Origin of the sequence: Paraburkholderia sp. BL21I4N1, assembly GCF_002973525.1 — a bacterium.
GTDB lineage: Bacteria > Pseudomonadota > Gammaproteobacteria > Burkholderiales > Burkholderiaceae > Paraburkholderia.
The window spans coordinates 649,239-665,338 of the sequence record NZ_PVEN01000001.1; the positions used below are offsets into that span (position 1 = coordinate 649,239).

Annotated in this window: 14 protein-coding genes and 1 pseudogene; 10 read left to right on the plus strand and 5 right to left on the minus strand. The window is 60.4% G+C overall.

The genetic code is table 11. The features are described from left to right. Positions 1–181: 181 nt before the first annotated feature. Together pdeM and B0G83_RS02750 are read right to left on the minus strand one after the other, a co-directional pair. The gene (gene pdeM / locus B0G83_RS02745; protein ID WP_105505875.1) at positions 182–844 is read right to left on the minus strand and encodes a ligase-associated DNA damage response endonuclease PdeM; all 663 of its coding nucleotides are present in this window, start codon (positions 842–844) and stop codon (positions 182–184) included. Continuing rightward, on the minus strand, positions 841–3,567 hold the full coding sequence (locus tag B0G83_RS02750) for a ligase-associated DNA damage response DEXH box helicase (RefSeq protein WP_105505876.1): 2,727 nt from the start codon (positions 3,565–3,567) through the stop codon (positions 841–843). Before B0G83_RS02750 ends, pdeM begins: the two co-directional genes overlap by 4 nt. Before the next feature lie 220 nt (positions 3,568–3,787). Between B0G83_RS02750 and B0G83_RS02755 the strand changes: the two genes are divergently transcribed. Next, positions 3,788–4,645, plus strand: a complete 858-nt coding sequence (locus B0G83_RS02755) for a carbon-nitrogen hydrolase family protein (protein ID WP_105505877.1) — start codon at positions 3,788–3,790, stop codon at positions 4,643–4,645. A 17-nt stretch (positions 4,646–4,662) separates the two neighbouring features. Here the strand turns inward: B0G83_RS02755 and B0G83_RS02760 are convergent, their stop codons facing one another. Beyond that, the gene (locus B0G83_RS02760) at positions 4,663–6,003 is read right to left on the minus strand and encodes an MFS transporter (RefSeq protein WP_258167655.1); all 1,341 of its coding nucleotides are present in this window, start codon (positions 6,001–6,003) and stop codon (positions 4,663–4,665) included. A 106-nt stretch (positions 6,004–6,109) separates the two neighbouring features. Continuing rightward, positions 6,110–7,681: a sulfatase-like hydrolase/transferase gene (locus tag B0G83_RS02765; protein WP_105505878.1), complete on the minus strand. Its 1,572-nt coding sequence runs from the start codon at positions 7,679–7,681 to the stop codon at positions 6,110–6,112. A gap of 199 nt (positions 7,682–7,880) precedes the next feature. Between B0G83_RS02765 and B0G83_RS02770 the strand changes: the two genes are divergently transcribed. From B0G83_RS02770 to B0G83_RS02780, 3 genes are all read left to right on the plus strand, one after another. Next, positions 7,881–8,417 carry a MarR family winged helix-turn-helix transcriptional regulator gene (locus B0G83_RS02770; RefSeq protein WP_258167656.1) on the plus strand — a complete coding sequence of 179 codons (537 nt, stop codon included), beginning with the start codon at positions 7,881–7,883 and terminating at the stop codon, positions 8,415–8,417. A gap of 203 nt (positions 8,418–8,620) precedes the next feature. Beyond that, positions 8,621–8,974 (plus strand): FKBP-type peptidyl-prolyl cis-trans isomerase, encoded by a 354-nt coding sequence (locus tag B0G83_RS02775; RefSeq protein ID WP_258167744.1) that lies wholly within the window; start codon positions 8,621–8,623, stop codon positions 8,972–8,974. A 225-nt stretch (positions 8,975–9,199) separates the two neighbouring features. Continuing rightward, positions 9,200–10,273, plus strand: a complete 1,074-nt coding sequence (locus B0G83_RS02780) for a DUF6765 family protein (RefSeq protein ID WP_105505880.1) — start codon at positions 9,200–9,202, stop codon at positions 10,271–10,273. 79 nt (positions 10,274–10,352) lie between these two features. On the opposite strand, the gene B0G83_RS02785 is transcribed toward B0G83_RS02780, so the two are convergent. Next, the gene (locus B0G83_RS02785) at positions 10,353–10,589 is read right to left on the minus strand and encodes a hypothetical protein (protein ID WP_105505881.1); all 237 of its coding nucleotides are present in this window, start codon (positions 10,587–10,589) and stop codon (positions 10,353–10,355) included. Between the two features lie 298 nt (positions 10,590–10,887). Here B0G83_RS02785 and B0G83_RS02790 point away from each other — a divergent pair, with 298 nt between their 5' ends. The 6 genes and pseudogenes from B0G83_RS02790 (at position 10,888) to B0G83_RS02815 (ending at position 16,100) form a co-directional block, all read left to right on the plus strand. Next, positions 10,888–11,172: a hypothetical protein gene (locus B0G83_RS02790; RefSeq protein WP_258167657.1), complete on the plus strand. Its 285-nt coding sequence runs from the start codon at positions 10,888–10,890 to the stop codon at positions 11,170–11,172. A gap of 225 nt (positions 11,173–11,397) precedes the next feature. Further along, complete coding sequence (locus B0G83_RS02795; protein WP_105505883.1) at positions 11,398–12,237, plus strand: H-NS family nucleoid-associated regulatory protein; 840 nt, start codon at positions 11,398–11,400, stop codon at positions 12,235–12,237. A 22-nt stretch (positions 12,238–12,259) separates the two neighbouring features. After that, positions 12,260–12,745 (plus strand): hypothetical protein, encoded by a 486-nt coding sequence (locus B0G83_RS02800; protein WP_105505884.1) that lies wholly within the window; start codon positions 12,260–12,262, stop codon positions 12,743–12,745. A 149-nt stretch (positions 12,746–12,894) separates the two neighbouring features. Next, the gene (cls, locus tag B0G83_RS02805) at positions 12,895–14,157 is read left to right on the plus strand and encodes a cardiolipin synthase (RefSeq protein ID WP_105505885.1); all 1,263 of its coding nucleotides are present in this window, start codon (positions 12,895–12,897) and stop codon (positions 14,155–14,157) included. A gap of 387 nt (positions 14,158–14,544) precedes the next feature. Beyond that, positions 14,545–15,444: pseudogene (locus tag B0G83_RS02810) on the plus strand (alpha/beta fold hydrolase); the annotation flags it as partial. Between the two features lie 86 nt (positions 15,445–15,530). Further along, positions 15,531–16,100, plus strand: a complete 570-nt coding sequence (locus tag B0G83_RS02815) for an isoprenylcysteine carboxylmethyltransferase family protein (RefSeq protein WP_105505886.1) — start codon at positions 15,531–15,533, stop codon at positions 16,098–16,100.

Genomic DNA, 16,100 nt, shown 5'->3' on the forward strand with positions numbered 1-16,100 from the left:
CAACTCTGGCTCCGGCAGCTCCGGCGGCCACGGCCGAGGCCACTAACTCAACTGCACGCCTTCAACGCGCGACGGCCGGTAAACCTACCCGGCCGTCCACGCCAAAACTAACCCCTTCCGCGAAGGCAAAAAAAGAGCGGACAACTCATCGTCCGCTCTTCTTCCACGACCCCCACACTCTTCAGCTTCTCACAGCAATCACCCTTCTCTCCACCACCAGAAAAACCTTCTCCCCCACCACCGGCTCATGCCCCCGCGCCCCACCGGTAAAACTCCCAAACGCCGGCAGCACCCCACCCCCCGCACCAAACCGAAAACACGGCACGCGTACCGAATCAACCCGCGTCGTCACTCGATAAACCGGATGCACATGCCCAGCGAGCACATACGCGCCTTCAACAGTCTGCGGAAAATGGCACGCCACCCAAGGTCCGATCCGCCACGGCTCCTGCACACATTGAACATCCATCGAATCCGGCAGTGCACCGGCATGCCGATCGTGATTTCCTTCAACCAGCACCACCCGCAGCCCAGCATGTCGCGCGCGCCAGCCATGCAACGCGTCCAGCGTCTCAGCGGAATGCGCCTCGCGCGCATGCAGCAGATCGCCGAGAAACACGAGCATCACCGGCTCAAACTCGCGAATCAAAAGATCGAGCCGCAGCAGATTGTCCGCAGTTGCGCCAACCGGCACAGGGATGCCGCGCGCACGAAACACCGCGTCCTTGCCGAAATGCGCATCCGCGACGAACAAGCACCGCAGCAAGGGATCGAAAACCGCGCGCAAGCTCGACAGCACAAGTGCCTGTCCGGCAATCTCCACCGTCAACGACCCAGTCTTCATACACGAGCAGCCTTCTCGAGTTCCGCCAACATCCGCTCGACGCGATCCGCGAGCTTCTCCGTACTGACCTTCTCACGCAAGCGACCGACAATCAATGGAAACGCAAACGGCGTCGGCTTTTTCGGCCGCATCACGATAACGCGGCTGGCATTCATCCGTTCGAGCGCGACGCGAATGCGCTGGGCGTCGAGTTCCTGCAACAGTACTTCGGCATCGGCCTGATTGAGCAGAAGATTGCCGCTATCGTGATTGCGAAAGATCTCGTAAAACAGACCGCTCGACGCCTGCAATTGCCGCGCGCTTTTCTGCTGCCCGGGGTGCCCCTGAAAAACCAGCCCCGACACGCGTGCAATCTCACGAAAACGCCGCATCGAGAGTTCCGACGAATTCAGACTCGCGAGAATGTCATGTTCGAGCGCATCGGAAGAAAGCAATCCGCTGTCGAGTTGCGCCGCCCAATCGAATGGTTGCGCGGACAACAGCTCGAAACCGTAGTCGTTCATTGAAATCGAAAACGTCCCGGGCTGCTCGCGCGCGACTCGCCAAGCCAACAATGCACCGAGACCGATATGTGCCGTGCGCCCCGCAAACGGATAGCAAAAGAAATGGTGTCCCTCGCGCGATTTCAGCAACTCCACCACCAGCACGCCCGGCTCGGGCAACGCCGACCACTTCTGCTGCAATTCGAGCAGTGGTCGCACGGCGCGCATCTCCGGTTCATCGTAGACACCGGCGGCGGCGCGCGCCAGCATGGTCAACGTCGCATCGGCGAGTTCGGACGACAACGGCATGCGGCTGCCGGCCCATTGCGGCATCGCACCGCGTGACGAGGTCGCGCGACGCACCCAGGCAGTCATGTCCTGCACGCGAATCAATTCGAGCGCGCGTCCGCCGAAGGTAAAGATATCGCCTGGTTTTAACCGCGAAATGAACGACTCTTCAATCGCGCCGATTCTTCCGCCCGACAGATAGGTCACATGCAACGTACCGTTCGCGACGATCGTCCCGATGTTGTTGCGATGCCGGCGCACCAGATCGTCGCGCGGCACCCGGTACACGCCTTCGCTGTCGCGCATCACGCGATGGTAGTCGGGATAGGCGCGCAACGCGGTGCTGCCGCCTTCCACGAAACCGAGCGCCCAGTCGAACTCGGCCTGCGTCAAATGCCGGTAGGCATAGGTTCCGCGAATCTCGCCAATCAGTTCGCTTGCGTCGAAACCGCCACCGATCGCCACGGTCACCAGATGCTGCACGAGAACATCGAAAGGTTTCTCGGGCGTTTCGCGGCCTTCTATCTGACGCTTCGCGACCGCCTCGCGGGCGGCGGCGGCTTCGACCAGTTCGAGCGCATGCGTCGGCACGATCGTCACGCGCGACGGCCGGCCGGGCGCATGCCCCGAGCGCCCCGCGCGTTGCATCAGGCGCGCGACGCCTTTGGGCGAGCCGATCTGAAACACGCGTTCCACCGGCAAAAAATCGACGCCGAGATCGAGGCTCGATGTACACACAACCACCTTCAGCAAGCCGCTCTTCAGGCCGCGCTCGACCCATTCGCGCACTTCCTGATCGAGCGAGCCGTGATGCAATGCAATCAGGCCGGCCCATTCGGGCCGCGCTTCGAGCAGCGCCTGATACCAGACTTCGCATTGCGAGCGGGTGTTGGTGAAAACGAGCGACGTCTGCGCGTCGCCAATGGCGTCGGCGACCGCGCCAACCTGGCGCATGCCGACATGGCCGCCCCACGGAAACCGCTCGATGGTGTCGGGAATGATCGTATCGACGATCAGCGCCTTCGGCAGTGCGCCGTGCACGTCGACGCGCGGCGTCCTGACGGGCGCGAGCAGCACTTCGGCGGCGAACGGCAGGTTGCCGAGCGTGGCCGACAGCCCCCACACCTGCAATTCCGGCCGCCAATGCGCGAGACGCGCGAGGGCGAGTTGCGTCTGCGTGCCGCGTTTGTTGCCGAGTAGCTCATGCCATTCATCGACAACCACCAGACGCACCTGCGCGAGCACGCCGCGCGCGTCGGGCCGCGTAAGCATCAGCGATAGGCTTTCGGGCGTGGTGACCAGTGCAGACGGCATGCGCCGGTTCTGCCGCGCGCGCTCGGCCGACGACGTGTCGCCGGTTCGCAGCCCGACGCTCCATGGCACGGCCAGCTCGAGCGCCGAGCTTTGCAAGGCACGCGCGGTGTCGGCGGCGAGTGCGCGCATCGGCGTGATCCAGAGCACGGTGAGCGGATGCGGCTGCGCGGCCGGCGGGTTGCGCCTGGCGGAGGGTCTGGCAGCAGAGCCTGTCGCGGACTCAATCGCACCCGAAGTTTTGCCCGAAGTAGCACGCGAACCCGCACTTGAACGAGTACCCGCGTCCGCGAAAGTTGCCAGCGCACCGAACCACACCGCCGAGGTTTTACCGGCACCCGTAGTCGCGTGCAGTAATCCACTCGCGCCGCAGCCAATCTCGCGCCAGACCTCACGTTGAAACTCGAACGGTTGCCAGCGACGCGCCTCGAACCACGCATCGAGCCTATCGGCGAACGGGCGGCAGGCGGCCGCCTCGTCGAGTGCAAAGGGAATCGGTTCGAAAGCCGGTTCGCGCGCGTCGAGCCGAGCCTGCTGCTCGCGGCTGCGCGGAATCCGCCGGGACCTGGGTGCGCGGCGCTTTTCGGGCAGCACGTCGGGTCCGGAAGTCTCGGGCTCGTCGGGATCAACCGGTTCGATCATCGAAAGCGCTCTTTAGCATGGGATTCGTGGCGTGACGAATGCCTCGCGGTGCATGTTCTCTGTGGACATACGGAACGCGCCGCAAGTTCATCATGACACGCTCGCACTGACGCCGGCCGTATAGCCGTGTTTAAATGCCGGGGCTTCGCGCGCTCGATGTCGAAGACGGCAAGCGGGCGAGCAACCTGAAACCTACCGTCCATTCAAAACGGAGTTCGCGTTGAACCGTAATCAGGTATCCCTACCGCAAAAGTCGCTGCGGATCGCCGCTGCGCAAGCGCAACCGGTATCCGGCGACGTCGCCGCCAATATCGCCAGAACGGTCGAACTGACCGGTCTCGCCGCCGACCGTGGCGCGAAACTGGTGGTTTTTCCCGAGAAATTCCTCAGTGGCTACGAACCGGACCTGATTGCCGGCGACCCCGCGAAATACGCTTTCGAAGCCCATGACGCTCGCCTCGACCCGATCCGCGAAGTGTGCCGCCGGCGCGAGATTGCCGTGATCGTGGGTGCGGCGACGCGCAACGCGGGTGCCCTGAATATTTCATCGCTGATTTTCAACCGGCGCGGTGTGCAGATCGAGCCGTATCACAAGCAGTACCTGTATAGCAGCGAAGCGAGCATCTATCAGCCCGGCACACAAGGCTGCATGCTGGAACTCGACGGATGGCGGCTCGCACTCGGTGTGTGCTACGACTCGGGTTTTCCGGAGCACGCGAGACTCGCGGCGGTCAACGGGGCGCACGTCTATCTGGTGAGCGCGCTCTTCAGCGTGAAGAGCGGCTACCACCAGTCGCGTATCTGGTTCCCGGCGCGCGCTTTCGACAATACGATGTACGTGCTGTTATCGAATCACGTCGGCACGACCGGTGGTTGGTCGACGTGTGGCGCGAGCGCAATCTGGAGCCCATACGGTGACGTTGTGGCGGAGGCGGGCCGCGATCGCGACGAGGTGATTACCGCGCTACTCGACCCGGCGGTGCTGGCCGACGTCCGCGAACGCGAAACCGTGCTGGCGGACTTCAACGCGCGCGACGAAGCGCCGGACGGCAGTTATACGGTGCACGCCATCGACTGACGCGCACCATCCTCAAGCTATGACTTCGAGACGGCTGCCCGCACCGCGCCAAGCGCTTTCGATTGCGGCGCCGGCACGGCCCATAACAACGCAATCATGCCGGCAATCAGCAGGACGGCGACCACCGCAAAACCGGCATAAACGCTGCCGGTTTGCGTCTTCAGCATACCGATCAGCGAAGGACTCACGGCACCGCCAATTGCACCGATCGCGGTAATCGTCGCGATTCCCGCTGCCGCAGCGCCGCCATCGAGATAGGCGGTGGGTATCGTCCAGAAGATGCTGAGCGTCGCGTAAATGCAGATCGATGCGATCACCAGCAACGCAACCGTGAATGGCACGCTATGCGCGGCGAGCGGCAGCAACAGAAAACTGCCGGCCACCGCGAAGCCGCAACCCGCCACGTGCCAGCGTCGCTCCGCACGACGATCCGAACTATGGCCGATCGCGACAATACCAATCGCCGTACACACCGAAATGCCTCCACTCAACCAGCCGATATGGCCGAGTTGCTGCACGCCGACGTGTCGTAGCAGAGTCGGAATCCAGAAGCCGATCGCATTGAGTCCCATGAACACGCAGAAATAAATCGCCGATAACAGATAGATGCGTGGATTGCGCAGGACATCCGCGAGCCGTGCCGGCGGCACGTGATGCACGCCACGTTGTTTGCGGTCCTCGTCCAAAGCGGCGCTCACGTGGGCCTTTTCGGCGTCGGTCAGCCAGTCGGCGTTCGCGGGACGATCATCCAGATAGAGCAAAGCCATGATGCCGAGCGCGATAGCCGGCACGCCCTCGATCAGGAACAGCCACTGCCAGCCGCGCAAGCCGAGCGTGTCGTGGAAATGCACCATGATCCAGCCCGACAGCGGGCCGCCGATAATTCCCGCGAGCGGCACCGCCATGATGAACAGACTCGTGATACGTCCGCGTTGCCGGTCGGGAAACCAGTAGGTGAGGTACAGAATGATGCCGGGAAAGAAGCCGGCTTCGGCGGCGCCCAGCAGAAAGCGCAGCAGGTACAGCATATTCGCGCTCTTCACGAACATCAGCAGTACCGTCAGGCTGCCCCATAACACCATGATGCGCAGCAGCGTCTTGCGGACGCCGACCTTTTCCAGCAACAGATTGCTCGGCAATTCGAACACCAGATAGCCGACGAAGAACATGCCCGCCGCGAGTCCGAAGACGGCGTCGTCGAGTTTGAGATCTTGCAGGAACTGCAGCTTCGCAAAGCCGATGTTGACGCGGTCGATAAAATTCACCACGTAACACATGAACAGAAACGGCACGATGCGCCGCGCGATCTTGCGATAGATCGCGTCTTCGGGCCCGAGGTCTGACGAACGCTGCATCATGCTGTCTCCTGGCGTGCCGGCCGGCTCGGTCGGCACGCCTGTGTGTCATCTTTATCTTATTGGCGGACTGGATATGTGGTTATTGCCGCCGATGTCGTATTGCCCTTTACCATTCGCCGAAGAACACGCCCCAGTCTTTGTGCGTGTTGGTCTTGCTTTCCACGGTCGGGTTGTCGATCGTGACGCGTTGTTTCAGCGAACCGTACCAGTCCGCGAGCTTTGCGTGCATCCGCTCTCGAATCGCCGCATGACTGGCGTCGGCGCCAAGGTCGGCGTATTCATGCGGATCGTTCGCCAGATCGAACAGTTGCGGCCGGTAGCCCTGCCAGTGAATGTACTTCCAGCGCGAGTCGCGCACCATCCAGCCGCGGCATTCGGCGGGTTGACGGCCGAGCGCGAGCCGCGCGCCGCGGAAACTGTAGTCGAGTTCGGCGACCACGTAATCGCGCCAGCCCTGCGCGCCGTCCGCTTCGCTGCGCGTGAGGGGTAATACCGAGCGCCCTTCGATACGCTCTTCATAAGCCGGCAGACCGAGCGCATCGAGTACAGTCGGCACCACGTCGATACAGGACATAAAACGCGTTTCGACGCTGCCACGCGTTGCGTCGGCCTGGGTCGACGGATCGTAGACAATCATCGGCACGCGCTGCACGGTGTCGTAGAACAGTTCTTTTTCGCCAAGCCAATGGTCGCCGAGAAAATCGCCATGATCGGCAGTGAACACGATCAGCGAGTCTTCCCAGCGGCCGAGGCGTTCGAGTGTTTCCCACAACTGGCCGAGATGGTCGTCGATCTGCTGGATCAAACCCTGGTAGACCGGTCGCACCGTGTTCGAGACTTCTTCGCGCGCGAAATTGACGCACTCTTCCTGGGTGCGATAGGCGGCCACGACCGGATGTGCGTTGTCGAGTTCGGCGGCCTGGCGTTCGAGCGGCAGACATTGGTCGAGCGAGTACAGGTTGTGATACGGGCGCGGCGCGACATAAGGCCAATGCGGTTTTACGTACGACAAATGCAAGGCCCACGGCTCGTCGCCTTGTTGTTCGATATAGCGGATCGCCTGATGGGTCATGTACGCGGTTTCGGAATGCGGTTCGGCCACGCGCGCGGGCCAGCGAACATTGCGCATTTTCCAGCCGGAGTGGACCGCGCCGCTTTCGTCTTCCACGCTGATTGCGAAATCGCTCCACGGTCTGTCGCTCACGTAGCCGTGCTCGCGCAGAAAGGCCGGATAGCCGCTTTCCTTGCCGGGTTCGTGGTGACCGTCATACCGGTCGAGTTCGTCGAACGAGCCTGTTGATAGACGGCGGCCGAGCGGACTTTGCCGGGCGATATCGAGTCTTTCCATGCCGTGGGCGTCGGCCATTACGTGGGTTTTGCCGGCTAGCGCGAGCGAGCGGCCATTGAGCCGCAAGTACTCGCCGAGCGTCATTTCGCCGATCGAAAGGGGCACACGGTTCCAGTTCGCGCCGTGACTGCTCATCGTGCGGCCGGTGTAATACGACATGCGCGACGGGCCGCAAACGCCGGAACTGACAAACGCGTTGTCGAAGCGCACGCCGCGTGAAGCGAGTGCGTCGATATGCCGGGTTCGCAGGTAAGGATGTCCGTAGCAGCCGAGGTGATCGCGGCGCAGCTGGTCGCACATGATAAAGAGAACGTTGCGGGTGTCCGCCATCTGTAAGCACCGTCTGCGGCCTCGCGGCCTAATAGAGTAGAGAGAAGAAGCGGTAACGAACCGGAAAGATGTTCGATGCTAGAAACGAATGCCACGATTGACCTAATCAAATATATGTGCGAGTGCACAATAGGCCGGGGCCGTTGCGGGAAAAGGGCGTCATAATGGCCGGCGAGCCAACAATTTCCCTACATTCACCGTGTCCGATCCTTCATTGCCGCCTGTGCTGAAGCATCCCGAGCACATCGACGAATTCCTGCTGTACCGGTTGCATAACCTCGCGCGAGTGGCGGTTCAGGGCGCCGGTCTGATGTTTCGGCGAGAACTTGGCATTACCCGGCGTGACTGGCGCATTCTCGCGTTCGTCGGTAAATACCCGAATGCGAGTTTGACTCAGCTCGCCGATCAGGCGGCGCTCGATATGGTGGTGGCAAGCCGCTGCGTCGCGAACATGGTCAATAAAGGCCTGATTGCGAAAACACGCTTGCCGGAGAACAAAAGACTGACCGTACTCGCGCTGACCGAAGCCGGTCTTCAGGTTTACGAGCACGCACGAAAGAGCGGGCAACGCTACAACACCGAGTTCGCCGCCTGCCTGAGCGATGAAGAAGCCGTTCTTCTCGACGGCCTACTCAAGCGGATGGAGCAACAGGCGGTGTTATTGAATCAGCGTGAAATGGCGAAAAGCGGTCCGGTGCTGGGCAACCACGAGAACGAAGACACCGAGGCCGAATAGATCCTCGCGGGTGAAAGCGCTGCCAGAACAGCGGCCTTATTGGCCTTTTCACCGAGCCGATTAACGACGCGGCGATGCGTGGACTACCCGGCCCGGGGTACACGCCAGGCGATCCGTTACAATGAGGCGCACCCTTCATCTGGAGACTTGCTTTGAAATCCATCGTTGCTTTGGTCGCCGCAGCCGTGTTGTCTTCGACGGCAATGGCCGCCGCGCCCACCACCGAAAAACTGCCTTCCGGCGTGATCGTCGAACAGCTGAAGCAGGGCGCCGGCGCCCAACCGGCCGCTACCGACGTCGTCAAGGTCAACTACCGTGGCACGTTGGCCAATGGTACCGAGTTCGATAGTTCCGCGAGCCATGGCGGCCCGGCTACGTTCCCGCTGAACCGCGTGATTCCGTGCTGGACGCAAGGCGTGCAGAAGATGAAAGTGGGCGGTAAGGCGAAGCTGACCTGCCCGGCGGCGACCGCTTATGGCGATCGTGGCGTCGGCGTGATTCCGCCGAATAGCGATCTGACGTTTGAAGTCGAACTGGTCGATATCGTCAAGCAGTAAGTCGCGACACGAACAAAGAGAAAGCCCCGCTGCGGTAATCGCAGCGGGGCTTTTTTCATTCAGCACAATGCGCGTGTCTGAAATGTGTCGACGCGTGAGCGCATTATTTAAAGTCCGGCCTGATTTCTTCGTTTACTCTCTACCCGTGCGCCGGCGCGGGTTCTGCCAAGCCGCACCAACCCGAACGATCCCACTGTCATTTGCCGCGCGTCTGGAGCGCCTGCCATGAATATCGACTTTCACTATGGTGTGGTCTATATCGCCGCTCGCATCGGCGGCATGGCGCCCAATGACGCGCTCACCGTCGCGCACGCCTGCCAGTATGTCGACGATGCGACGACGGCGGGAATACTGCGCTTCGAAGGGGGCGAGACGTTCGAGCGCTTTGCCACCGCGCACAAGATGTTCGACTATGCCAACACCGAGAATGACCAGAACCGCCTCGTTTGGGCGCCTTTTCATTTTCTGCCGGCGGGCGAGGGCGACACGCTGCAGGAAAAAGCCGTGTGCCGTCCGGATAGCGAGGTGGCGCGCGAAATGGTGCGCCGGGCGATCCGGCAGCGGGGCGCCGAAACGGCGCTGCATCGTCTGGGCGTGACGCTTCACACCTACGTCGATACCTGGGCGCATCAGGGATTCTCCGGTATCGAGAGTCCGGCTAACCGGGTTCATTTGCTGGAGTCGCAGGATTGCACGCGCAAAGGCTGGTTCGACAGATTGAAGCTGGCCACCCAGCATCTGATCGAGCACGTCGAAGAGGATGTACTCACGGTCGCGTTGCCAGTCGGTCATGGCGCCGCGTTGCACTATCCCGACCAGCCATGGGCGAAATGGCATTACATCGACGGCAGAAACGAGTTTATTGAAAGACACAATTTGCCGGAGTTCGTGCAGGCGGCGGAGATGGCTTGCCGCGCGGTGCGCGCCTATGTTGCTGGCCGGGAGGACTTCGAAACGCAACCCGGTTTGCCGCCGAACGTGAGAGAGACGCTCACCGAGCTTCTCGATACCAATCGGAATCTGGACGATAACCAGCGCCTGACGACGATTTGCGACGTGGTCAGCGCGGGCGGCATTCCGGGTTTGAAGGAGTCGATTCCGGGGTATGTCGCCAAAGGCCCTGGTTCCTGGAAATGCAACGCTACCGGTTTGCAGTTCGATGACGACACGGGCGATAAGCCCCAATGGACGGATGCGTTCGAGAAGAGCGATTACCGTCTATTTCACGACTCGGTCAAGGAACACCGCTTCGTGACGACGCAGGAGATTCTGCCGGCTCATGGTGTGCGGATAGCGTAATGGCGCTGACCGGTTGACTGGCATAGAGCGGCGGCCGTGCAAACCTCCGCCGCCGCGCCGCCGTTTTAATGCTTTCGGGCTATTCCGCTCGCACCTGTTGGCGCTGCGCGGCCTGTTCCTGCGCGTGCTTTTTGGCCAGATGATGTCCCACGATGCAGCCACCCACCGCTCCCACTACGGCATGATGCCCGGCGTAATGCCCCGCCACCCCGCCTACGACCGCCCCCTTGATGCAACCGGCGGCATTCGCCGTGCCGACCGCAGCCAAAGTGAGTGCCACCGACGCGAGGACCGTTTTGATGTATTCAGCTTTCATCTGAAAGTACCGTTCTGTTGAGTTGTCCCAAGGTGGCGTTAATTGGTGCTATTTCAATAGCACGTTCCGCAACCCGGTTTGCCGGCAAAGGGATATTCAAAGCCGTTTGGCGTGCAAACCCACTCAAACGCTAAAAAAACGACTGCTCTCCTTTGAATCTCCGAATGCTTGCCTATAGTAGAAGCGACTATTGTCGCCGCGCGCAGCGGCTGCCTTCGCTTGACGCGTGACCGGGGAAACGAAAATTATGTTACCGAACGCTGCAATCTATCAGTCTCAGACTTGCACGCCGGAGTCGTTGCGAACGCTTGCCGGCTTTCTCGAACTGGCGCTCGACGAAGGAGAAAGCGTGGTTCTGATGCGGATCGGTACGCACGTGCGCAGTGTTTATATCGGCGATCCGTCCGGCGCGCTGGAGCGATTGACGGATCACGGCGTGGTGGCCGCGACTCAGGCGGACGACATGCTGGCGCTCACCCGCCTGGGACTCAACCGGATTACCGCCGACGAGCAGCAATACCGCTTCATTCGCAGCGTGAGGTACATCGCCGATCGCCAGGCGGTAGTGTTTACGCCTGCATGAGTGGTTCGGAAAAAATGATCGGAAGTAAAAGAGCGGCAACCTGCAACGCAGCGGGAAGGGAAGTAAAAGGAAGACTATCGAGTAGTAAAGAGTAGAAGACCCGAAAGGTTCGGACTCCACGGCATGCATGAGCGAGTAAGGCTGCTGCTTTATAGCCACATAGATCTGCCTTTCTCGTGTCATTCGTGGCATAGTTCGATCGATCAACCTATAAGGAGCAATCAAATGCCTTCGTTAGAGCAAATCCAAGCAAAGCTTAAGAAGCTCCAGGCTCAAGCGGACGTCCTTATTGCCAGGAAAGCACAAGATGCCGTCGACCAGATTCGCGGTCTGATGCTCAAGCATGGCCTGACTACAACGGATATCGAAGCCAAAGCAAAAGCGCGACGTGCGGCAAAAGGCCTGAACGGTCATGGCGGAAACGGGAAGGTGAAAGCTGTAACGGGCGGTAAGCCGGCCAAATATCGTGATCATAAAACCGGTGCGACCTGGACCGGTCACGGTCGCGCGCCGGGTTGGATTGCCGGTGTCAAAGACCGCACTCAATATCTGATCGAAGGCGCGAGCGAATTGAAGTCGGTTGCGAAAGCGGCGGTCACGCACGCGAAAGGCGGTAAAGGTCAGCCTAAGGGCGCGCAACCGCCCAAGTACCACAACCCGAAAACCGGCGCGACCTGGAGTGGACGCGGTCCGGCGCCGGCATGGCTGGCAACGGTTAAAGACCGTAGCAAATTCCTGATCGACAGTGCGGCAGCCGGCGTGAAAGAAGCGGGCAAAGCCGTGGCCAAAAAGGCCGGTAAAGCAAAAGCAACGGCAAGCAGTGGCGCAGTGAGCAAGAAAGCCGCGGCAAAGAAAGTCGTGGCTAAGAAAGCGACGGCTTCCAGAAAGACCGCCGCGAAGAAAGTCGGCGCAGCGAGCAGAAAAACGGCGGCTGCTAAACCCGCTGCAAAGAAAGCCGCCGCAACCCGGGTAGCGAGAAAAGCGCCGGGCCGCAAACCCGCCGCGAAGGCAGCCGGTTCGGCCGCCGCCGCGCCGCAAGCCTCGCCCGCGCAAGCCGGCGCGTAAGCGCTACGGAGTCGCGAAGTAGATGACAAGCACGCTTGCTTCATTCCAGCAGGAGGACCAGGTCGTCCTGCTGGACTCGGTTCCTCAGCCTGCGGCGGACGCCGCCGAACCCTTCATCGTCGCGAGTGGTCGCCGGGTGATTCTGGCGTATCCCATCGCGGAAGCCGACTTTGACCGCTTCGGTCCTTTCGATCCCGACGACGATCCCCACTGTACGGTGCTGTTTCCCGACGCGGTATTTCATCGGCTCGGTCCGCCAGGCGACGTCGATCTGGAGATTCATCCGCTCGCTGGCCAAGGCTTGACCGGCCTGTCGGTTCATGAAGTCATGAATTCGTCGCTCGCGGCCGAGATTTCGGCAGTTGAGTCGCCCATTCCTGCGCAGCGGCATTTTGTCATCACGTTCAACGAATCCACGTTCGAGTGCGTGGCGTCGGACTACACGGTGGTGGGTGTCTATGGTGCCGGTGAAATTGCCAGCCGTGAAGCTTTCTCCCTCGTCAGATAAAGCAGTCGGGTAGCAAGGCGCGGGCCTGCAACGGGCACGCGCAATGCGTCCTGCGTTCGTGATTGAAACCGGGCCTTGAGCTCGCGTCTATCCATCGAACCGCAGGGCGCGCATTCGGCACGCCTCGCCGGTTAGCATCGAGGCCACGCATGCTGACAATCGCTATTACCGCGTTCATCACGCTCATTATCGTTTTGCTGATTGCCAATCTGTCGAGTGGCGAGAAGAAGATCGAACACAAGATCGAGCGGCGTTATGCCAGCGACGATCCGCAATTCCTGCGTTCCATGGGACTGTTGCTCGGTCCGCCGGTGATTACCGGCAATCGCTTCGAGATGCTGCTCAACGGCGACCGCATTTTTCCGTCGATGCTGGAAGGCATTCGAGCCGCGCGCCACACCATTACCTTCGAGACGTTCATTTACTGGTCCGGTGAAATAGGCGAACAGATTGCCCAGGCATTAGCGGATAAAGCACACGAAGGCGTTGCGGTGCATGTGCTGCTCGATTGGGTCGGCTCGTCGAAAATGGACAAGCGCTATCTGAATCTGCTGCGCGACGGCGGCGCCGAAGTCATTCAGTATCACAAGCCGCATTGGACCGGCCTCGGTCGGATGAACGATCGAACGCACCGCAAGCTGCTGGTGATCGACGGGCGAATTGGTTTCACCGGCGGCGTGGGCATAGCGCCGGAATGGATCGGTCATGCGCAGGATGAAAAGCATTGGCGTGACACGCATTTCCGCGTTGCCGGACCTGTGGTCGGTCACATGCAAGCCGTGTTCATGGACAACTGGGTCAAAGCGTCGGGCAACGTGTTGCATGGTGCGAACTACTTTCCGGACGTCGAACCTGCCGGCGAGGGGCTCGCGCATATGTTCAGCAGTTCGCCGTCGGGCGGCAGCGACGACATGCAGTTGATGTATCTGATGGCGATCACGGCGGCCACTCATAGCATTCATCTGGCGAGCGCCTACTTCGTGCCCGACAAGCTAACGATCAACGCGATCGTCGAGGCCGCAAAGCGCGGCGTGAAAGTGCAAATCATCACACCGGGCAAACGCATCGACACGCACACGGTTCGCGAAGCATCGCGTGCGTGTTGGGGCGATCTGCTTGAAGCAGGTGTGGAAATCTTCGAGTATCAGCCCACCATGTTCCACTGCAAATTGCTGGTGGTGGACGAGTACCTGGTGTCGGTCGGCTCCACCAATTTCGACAGTCGTTCGTTCAAACTCAACGACGAAGCGAATCTGAACATCTACGACCGCGACTTCGCGAAGCAGCAAACAACGGTCTTCGCCGACGACCTCAAACAATCGCAGCAGATCACGCTCGAAGCCTGGTTGCACCGGCCGCTCACCGAGAGGCTGATCGAAAAATGCATCCCGTTACTGGATACGCAACTCTGACAAATAGACTACATTCGCCTAAACATCGCATTTCTCATGCCGTCTGCATGAATTGGTTTTTCTAAAAAAATAGTTTTTAAATTGTTTTAAAAAGCGGTTTGCTATCGTATATTGACATCTAGTCTTAACGCAGAAGTGACAGACTGGTATTCAATGAATAGCACGGTTGGCCGTTTCTAGCGTGCATTCAATTAGTGCATATAAGATAGTTCACGAGGCACCGAAAGCTAAGGCTTCGGTGCAGGAGCGGTCGTCGCGGATCAGACTTGCCGGCGCAACGGCAAGTCGCATGGGCCTGATCCGCGGTGGCACGGCCGCAAGGCGTCCGCAAGCGCGGGCGCGGTATCGGGACGCATTTGCTTCGACGCAAGTGCATGCGAATACGCCATGCCCATCGAAAAACTCCTTGTTCCGCTGCCCGCGGGCCTGAAAGTCTACGTTGAACGTCACGTATTCGATCCGGCCTTCGAGAGTGTTATTCTGATCAACGGCGCGCTGGCTACCACAGCTTCGTTCGGTCAGACAATCAAATATCTCGGCGAACGCTATAACCCTATCTGTTTTGATTTGCCTTATGCCGGGCAATCGAAAACGCATAATAAATGCAGCTTCGTTCTGTCTAAAGACGACGAAGTCGACATTCTGCTTTATCTAATACGCTTATTCGAACCGAGTTTCCTGTTATCGGTTTCCTGGGGCGGTGTGGCCTCGTTGCTGGCGTTGTCGCGGGAACGCACCAGCGTGAGGCGCGCGGTGATCGCGTCGTTCTCGCCACGCCTGAACGAGGCGATGACCGCTTACGTCACCGCCGCGCGCGACCATATAGCGGCCGGCGAAAACCTGAAGGCCGCGCAACTGCTCAACGACACGGTGGGCAAGCATCTGTCGCGCATCATGAAACTCTACAACTATCGCTATCTGACGACGTTGCCACGCGAAGAGCAGGAGCAGGTGGCGTTTCACGTCGAGCAGATTCTGGCGATTCGTCCCGAGCAGTACCTGCATGAATTCCGCAATATTGATTGCGGGCTGAAGTTCATCAATGGCGATCTCGACGAATACACCACGCCGGAGGACGTCCGTTCGTTGAGCGTGCATCTGAAGCGCGCCGAATTCGCGACGATCGGACAGGCCGGCCATTTCCTCGACCTCGAAGGCAAACCGGCGCTGCGCCAGGTGCGCGCCGCGATTCTCGACTACTTCGGGCCGCCGCCGGTGCAACGCGCGCTCGATTGCTTCGAGACGCTTGCCGCACGATCGTCCCTTTTGCCGGTGCCGCAAGTGCCTGTTGCTAACGTGGCCGACATAGCCAACGTCGGCAACGTGGCGTTGCAGACCCCCGCCGATCACTCGTTCCAACAGGCCGAACTGCCATGAATCTCGCTCAGAGCATTACCATCGCCATGCCGTGGACGGCGTGGGTCGTGTATTGGATCGCGACGTCGAACCGGGTCAAGGCGACCGCGCGCAAGGAGGCTTCGCGATCGCGCACGTTGCAGTCGATCCCGCTGATTGCGGGCGGCGCGTTGATCGTGCTGCCGGACTTCAATCGCGTGGCGTGGTCGTTCGATCCGCAGGCGATCGGCACGGTGCAACTCACCGGTCTCGCGGTGCTGTTGGCGGGCCTGGCATTTTCCATATGGGCGCGGCTGCATCTCGGCACCAACTGGAGCGTGTCGGTCACGCTGAAGGAAGGACACGAACTGGTGCGCAGCGGGCCTTATGCGTTGGTCCGGCATCCTATTTATACAGGGTGTCTGCTGGCGCTCGTCGGCGCTGCGATCATCGGTATGCAATGGCGCGGCGCGGCCGGGCTGCTGCTGATCTTCGCGTCGCTGGCGTACAAGGTGCGTGTCGAGGAGAGCTGGCTGACCGGTCATTTCGGCGGTGCGTACGCACAGTATCGCCGCGATGTGGCCGCATTGATTCCCGGTCTCTTCTGA

Excerpts from the sequence above, each read along its gene's own strand:
- B0G83_RS02750 (WP_105505876.1), bottom strand. The coding sequence starts at position 3,567 with ATGATCGAACCGGTTGATCCCGACGAGCCCGAGACTTCCGGACCCGAC.
- cls (WP_105505885.1), top strand. The coding sequence starts at position 12,895 with ATGCTGACAATCGCTATTACCGCGTTCATCACGCTCATTATCGTTTTG.
- B0G83_RS02785 (WP_105505881.1), bottom strand. The coding sequence starts at position 10,589 with ATGAAAGCTGAATACATCAAAACGGTCCTCGCGTCGGTGGCACTCACT.
- B0G83_RS02815 (WP_105505886.1), top strand. The coding sequence starts at position 15,531 with ATGAATCTCGCTCAGAGCATTACCATCGCCATGCCGTGGACGGCGTGG.
- B0G83_RS02775 (WP_258167744.1), top strand. The coding sequence starts at position 8,621 with ATGGCCGCCGCGCCCACCACCGAAAAACTGCCTTCCGGCGTGATCGTC.
- pdeM (WP_105505875.1), bottom strand. The coding sequence starts at position 844 with ATGAAGACTGGGTCGTTGACGGTGGAGATTGCCGGACAGGCACTTGTG.
- B0G83_RS02800 (WP_105505884.1), top strand. The coding sequence starts at position 12,260 with ATGACAAGCACGCTTGCTTCATTCCAGCAGGAGGACCAGGTCGTCCTG.
- B0G83_RS02780 (WP_105505880.1), top strand. The coding sequence starts at position 9,200 with ATGAATATCGACTTTCACTATGGTGTGGTCTATATCGCCGCTCGCATC.
- B0G83_RS02795 (WP_105505883.1), top strand. The coding sequence starts at position 11,398 with ATGCCTTCGTTAGAGCAAATCCAAGCAAAGCTTAAGAAGCTCCAGGCT.
- B0G83_RS02765 (WP_105505878.1), bottom strand. The coding sequence starts at position 7,681 with ATGGCGGACACCCGCAACGTTCTCTTTATCATGTGCGACCAGCTGCGC.
- B0G83_RS02760 (WP_258167655.1), bottom strand. The coding sequence starts at position 6,003 with ATGATGCAGCGTTCGTCAGACCTCGGGCCCGAAGACGCGATCTATCGC.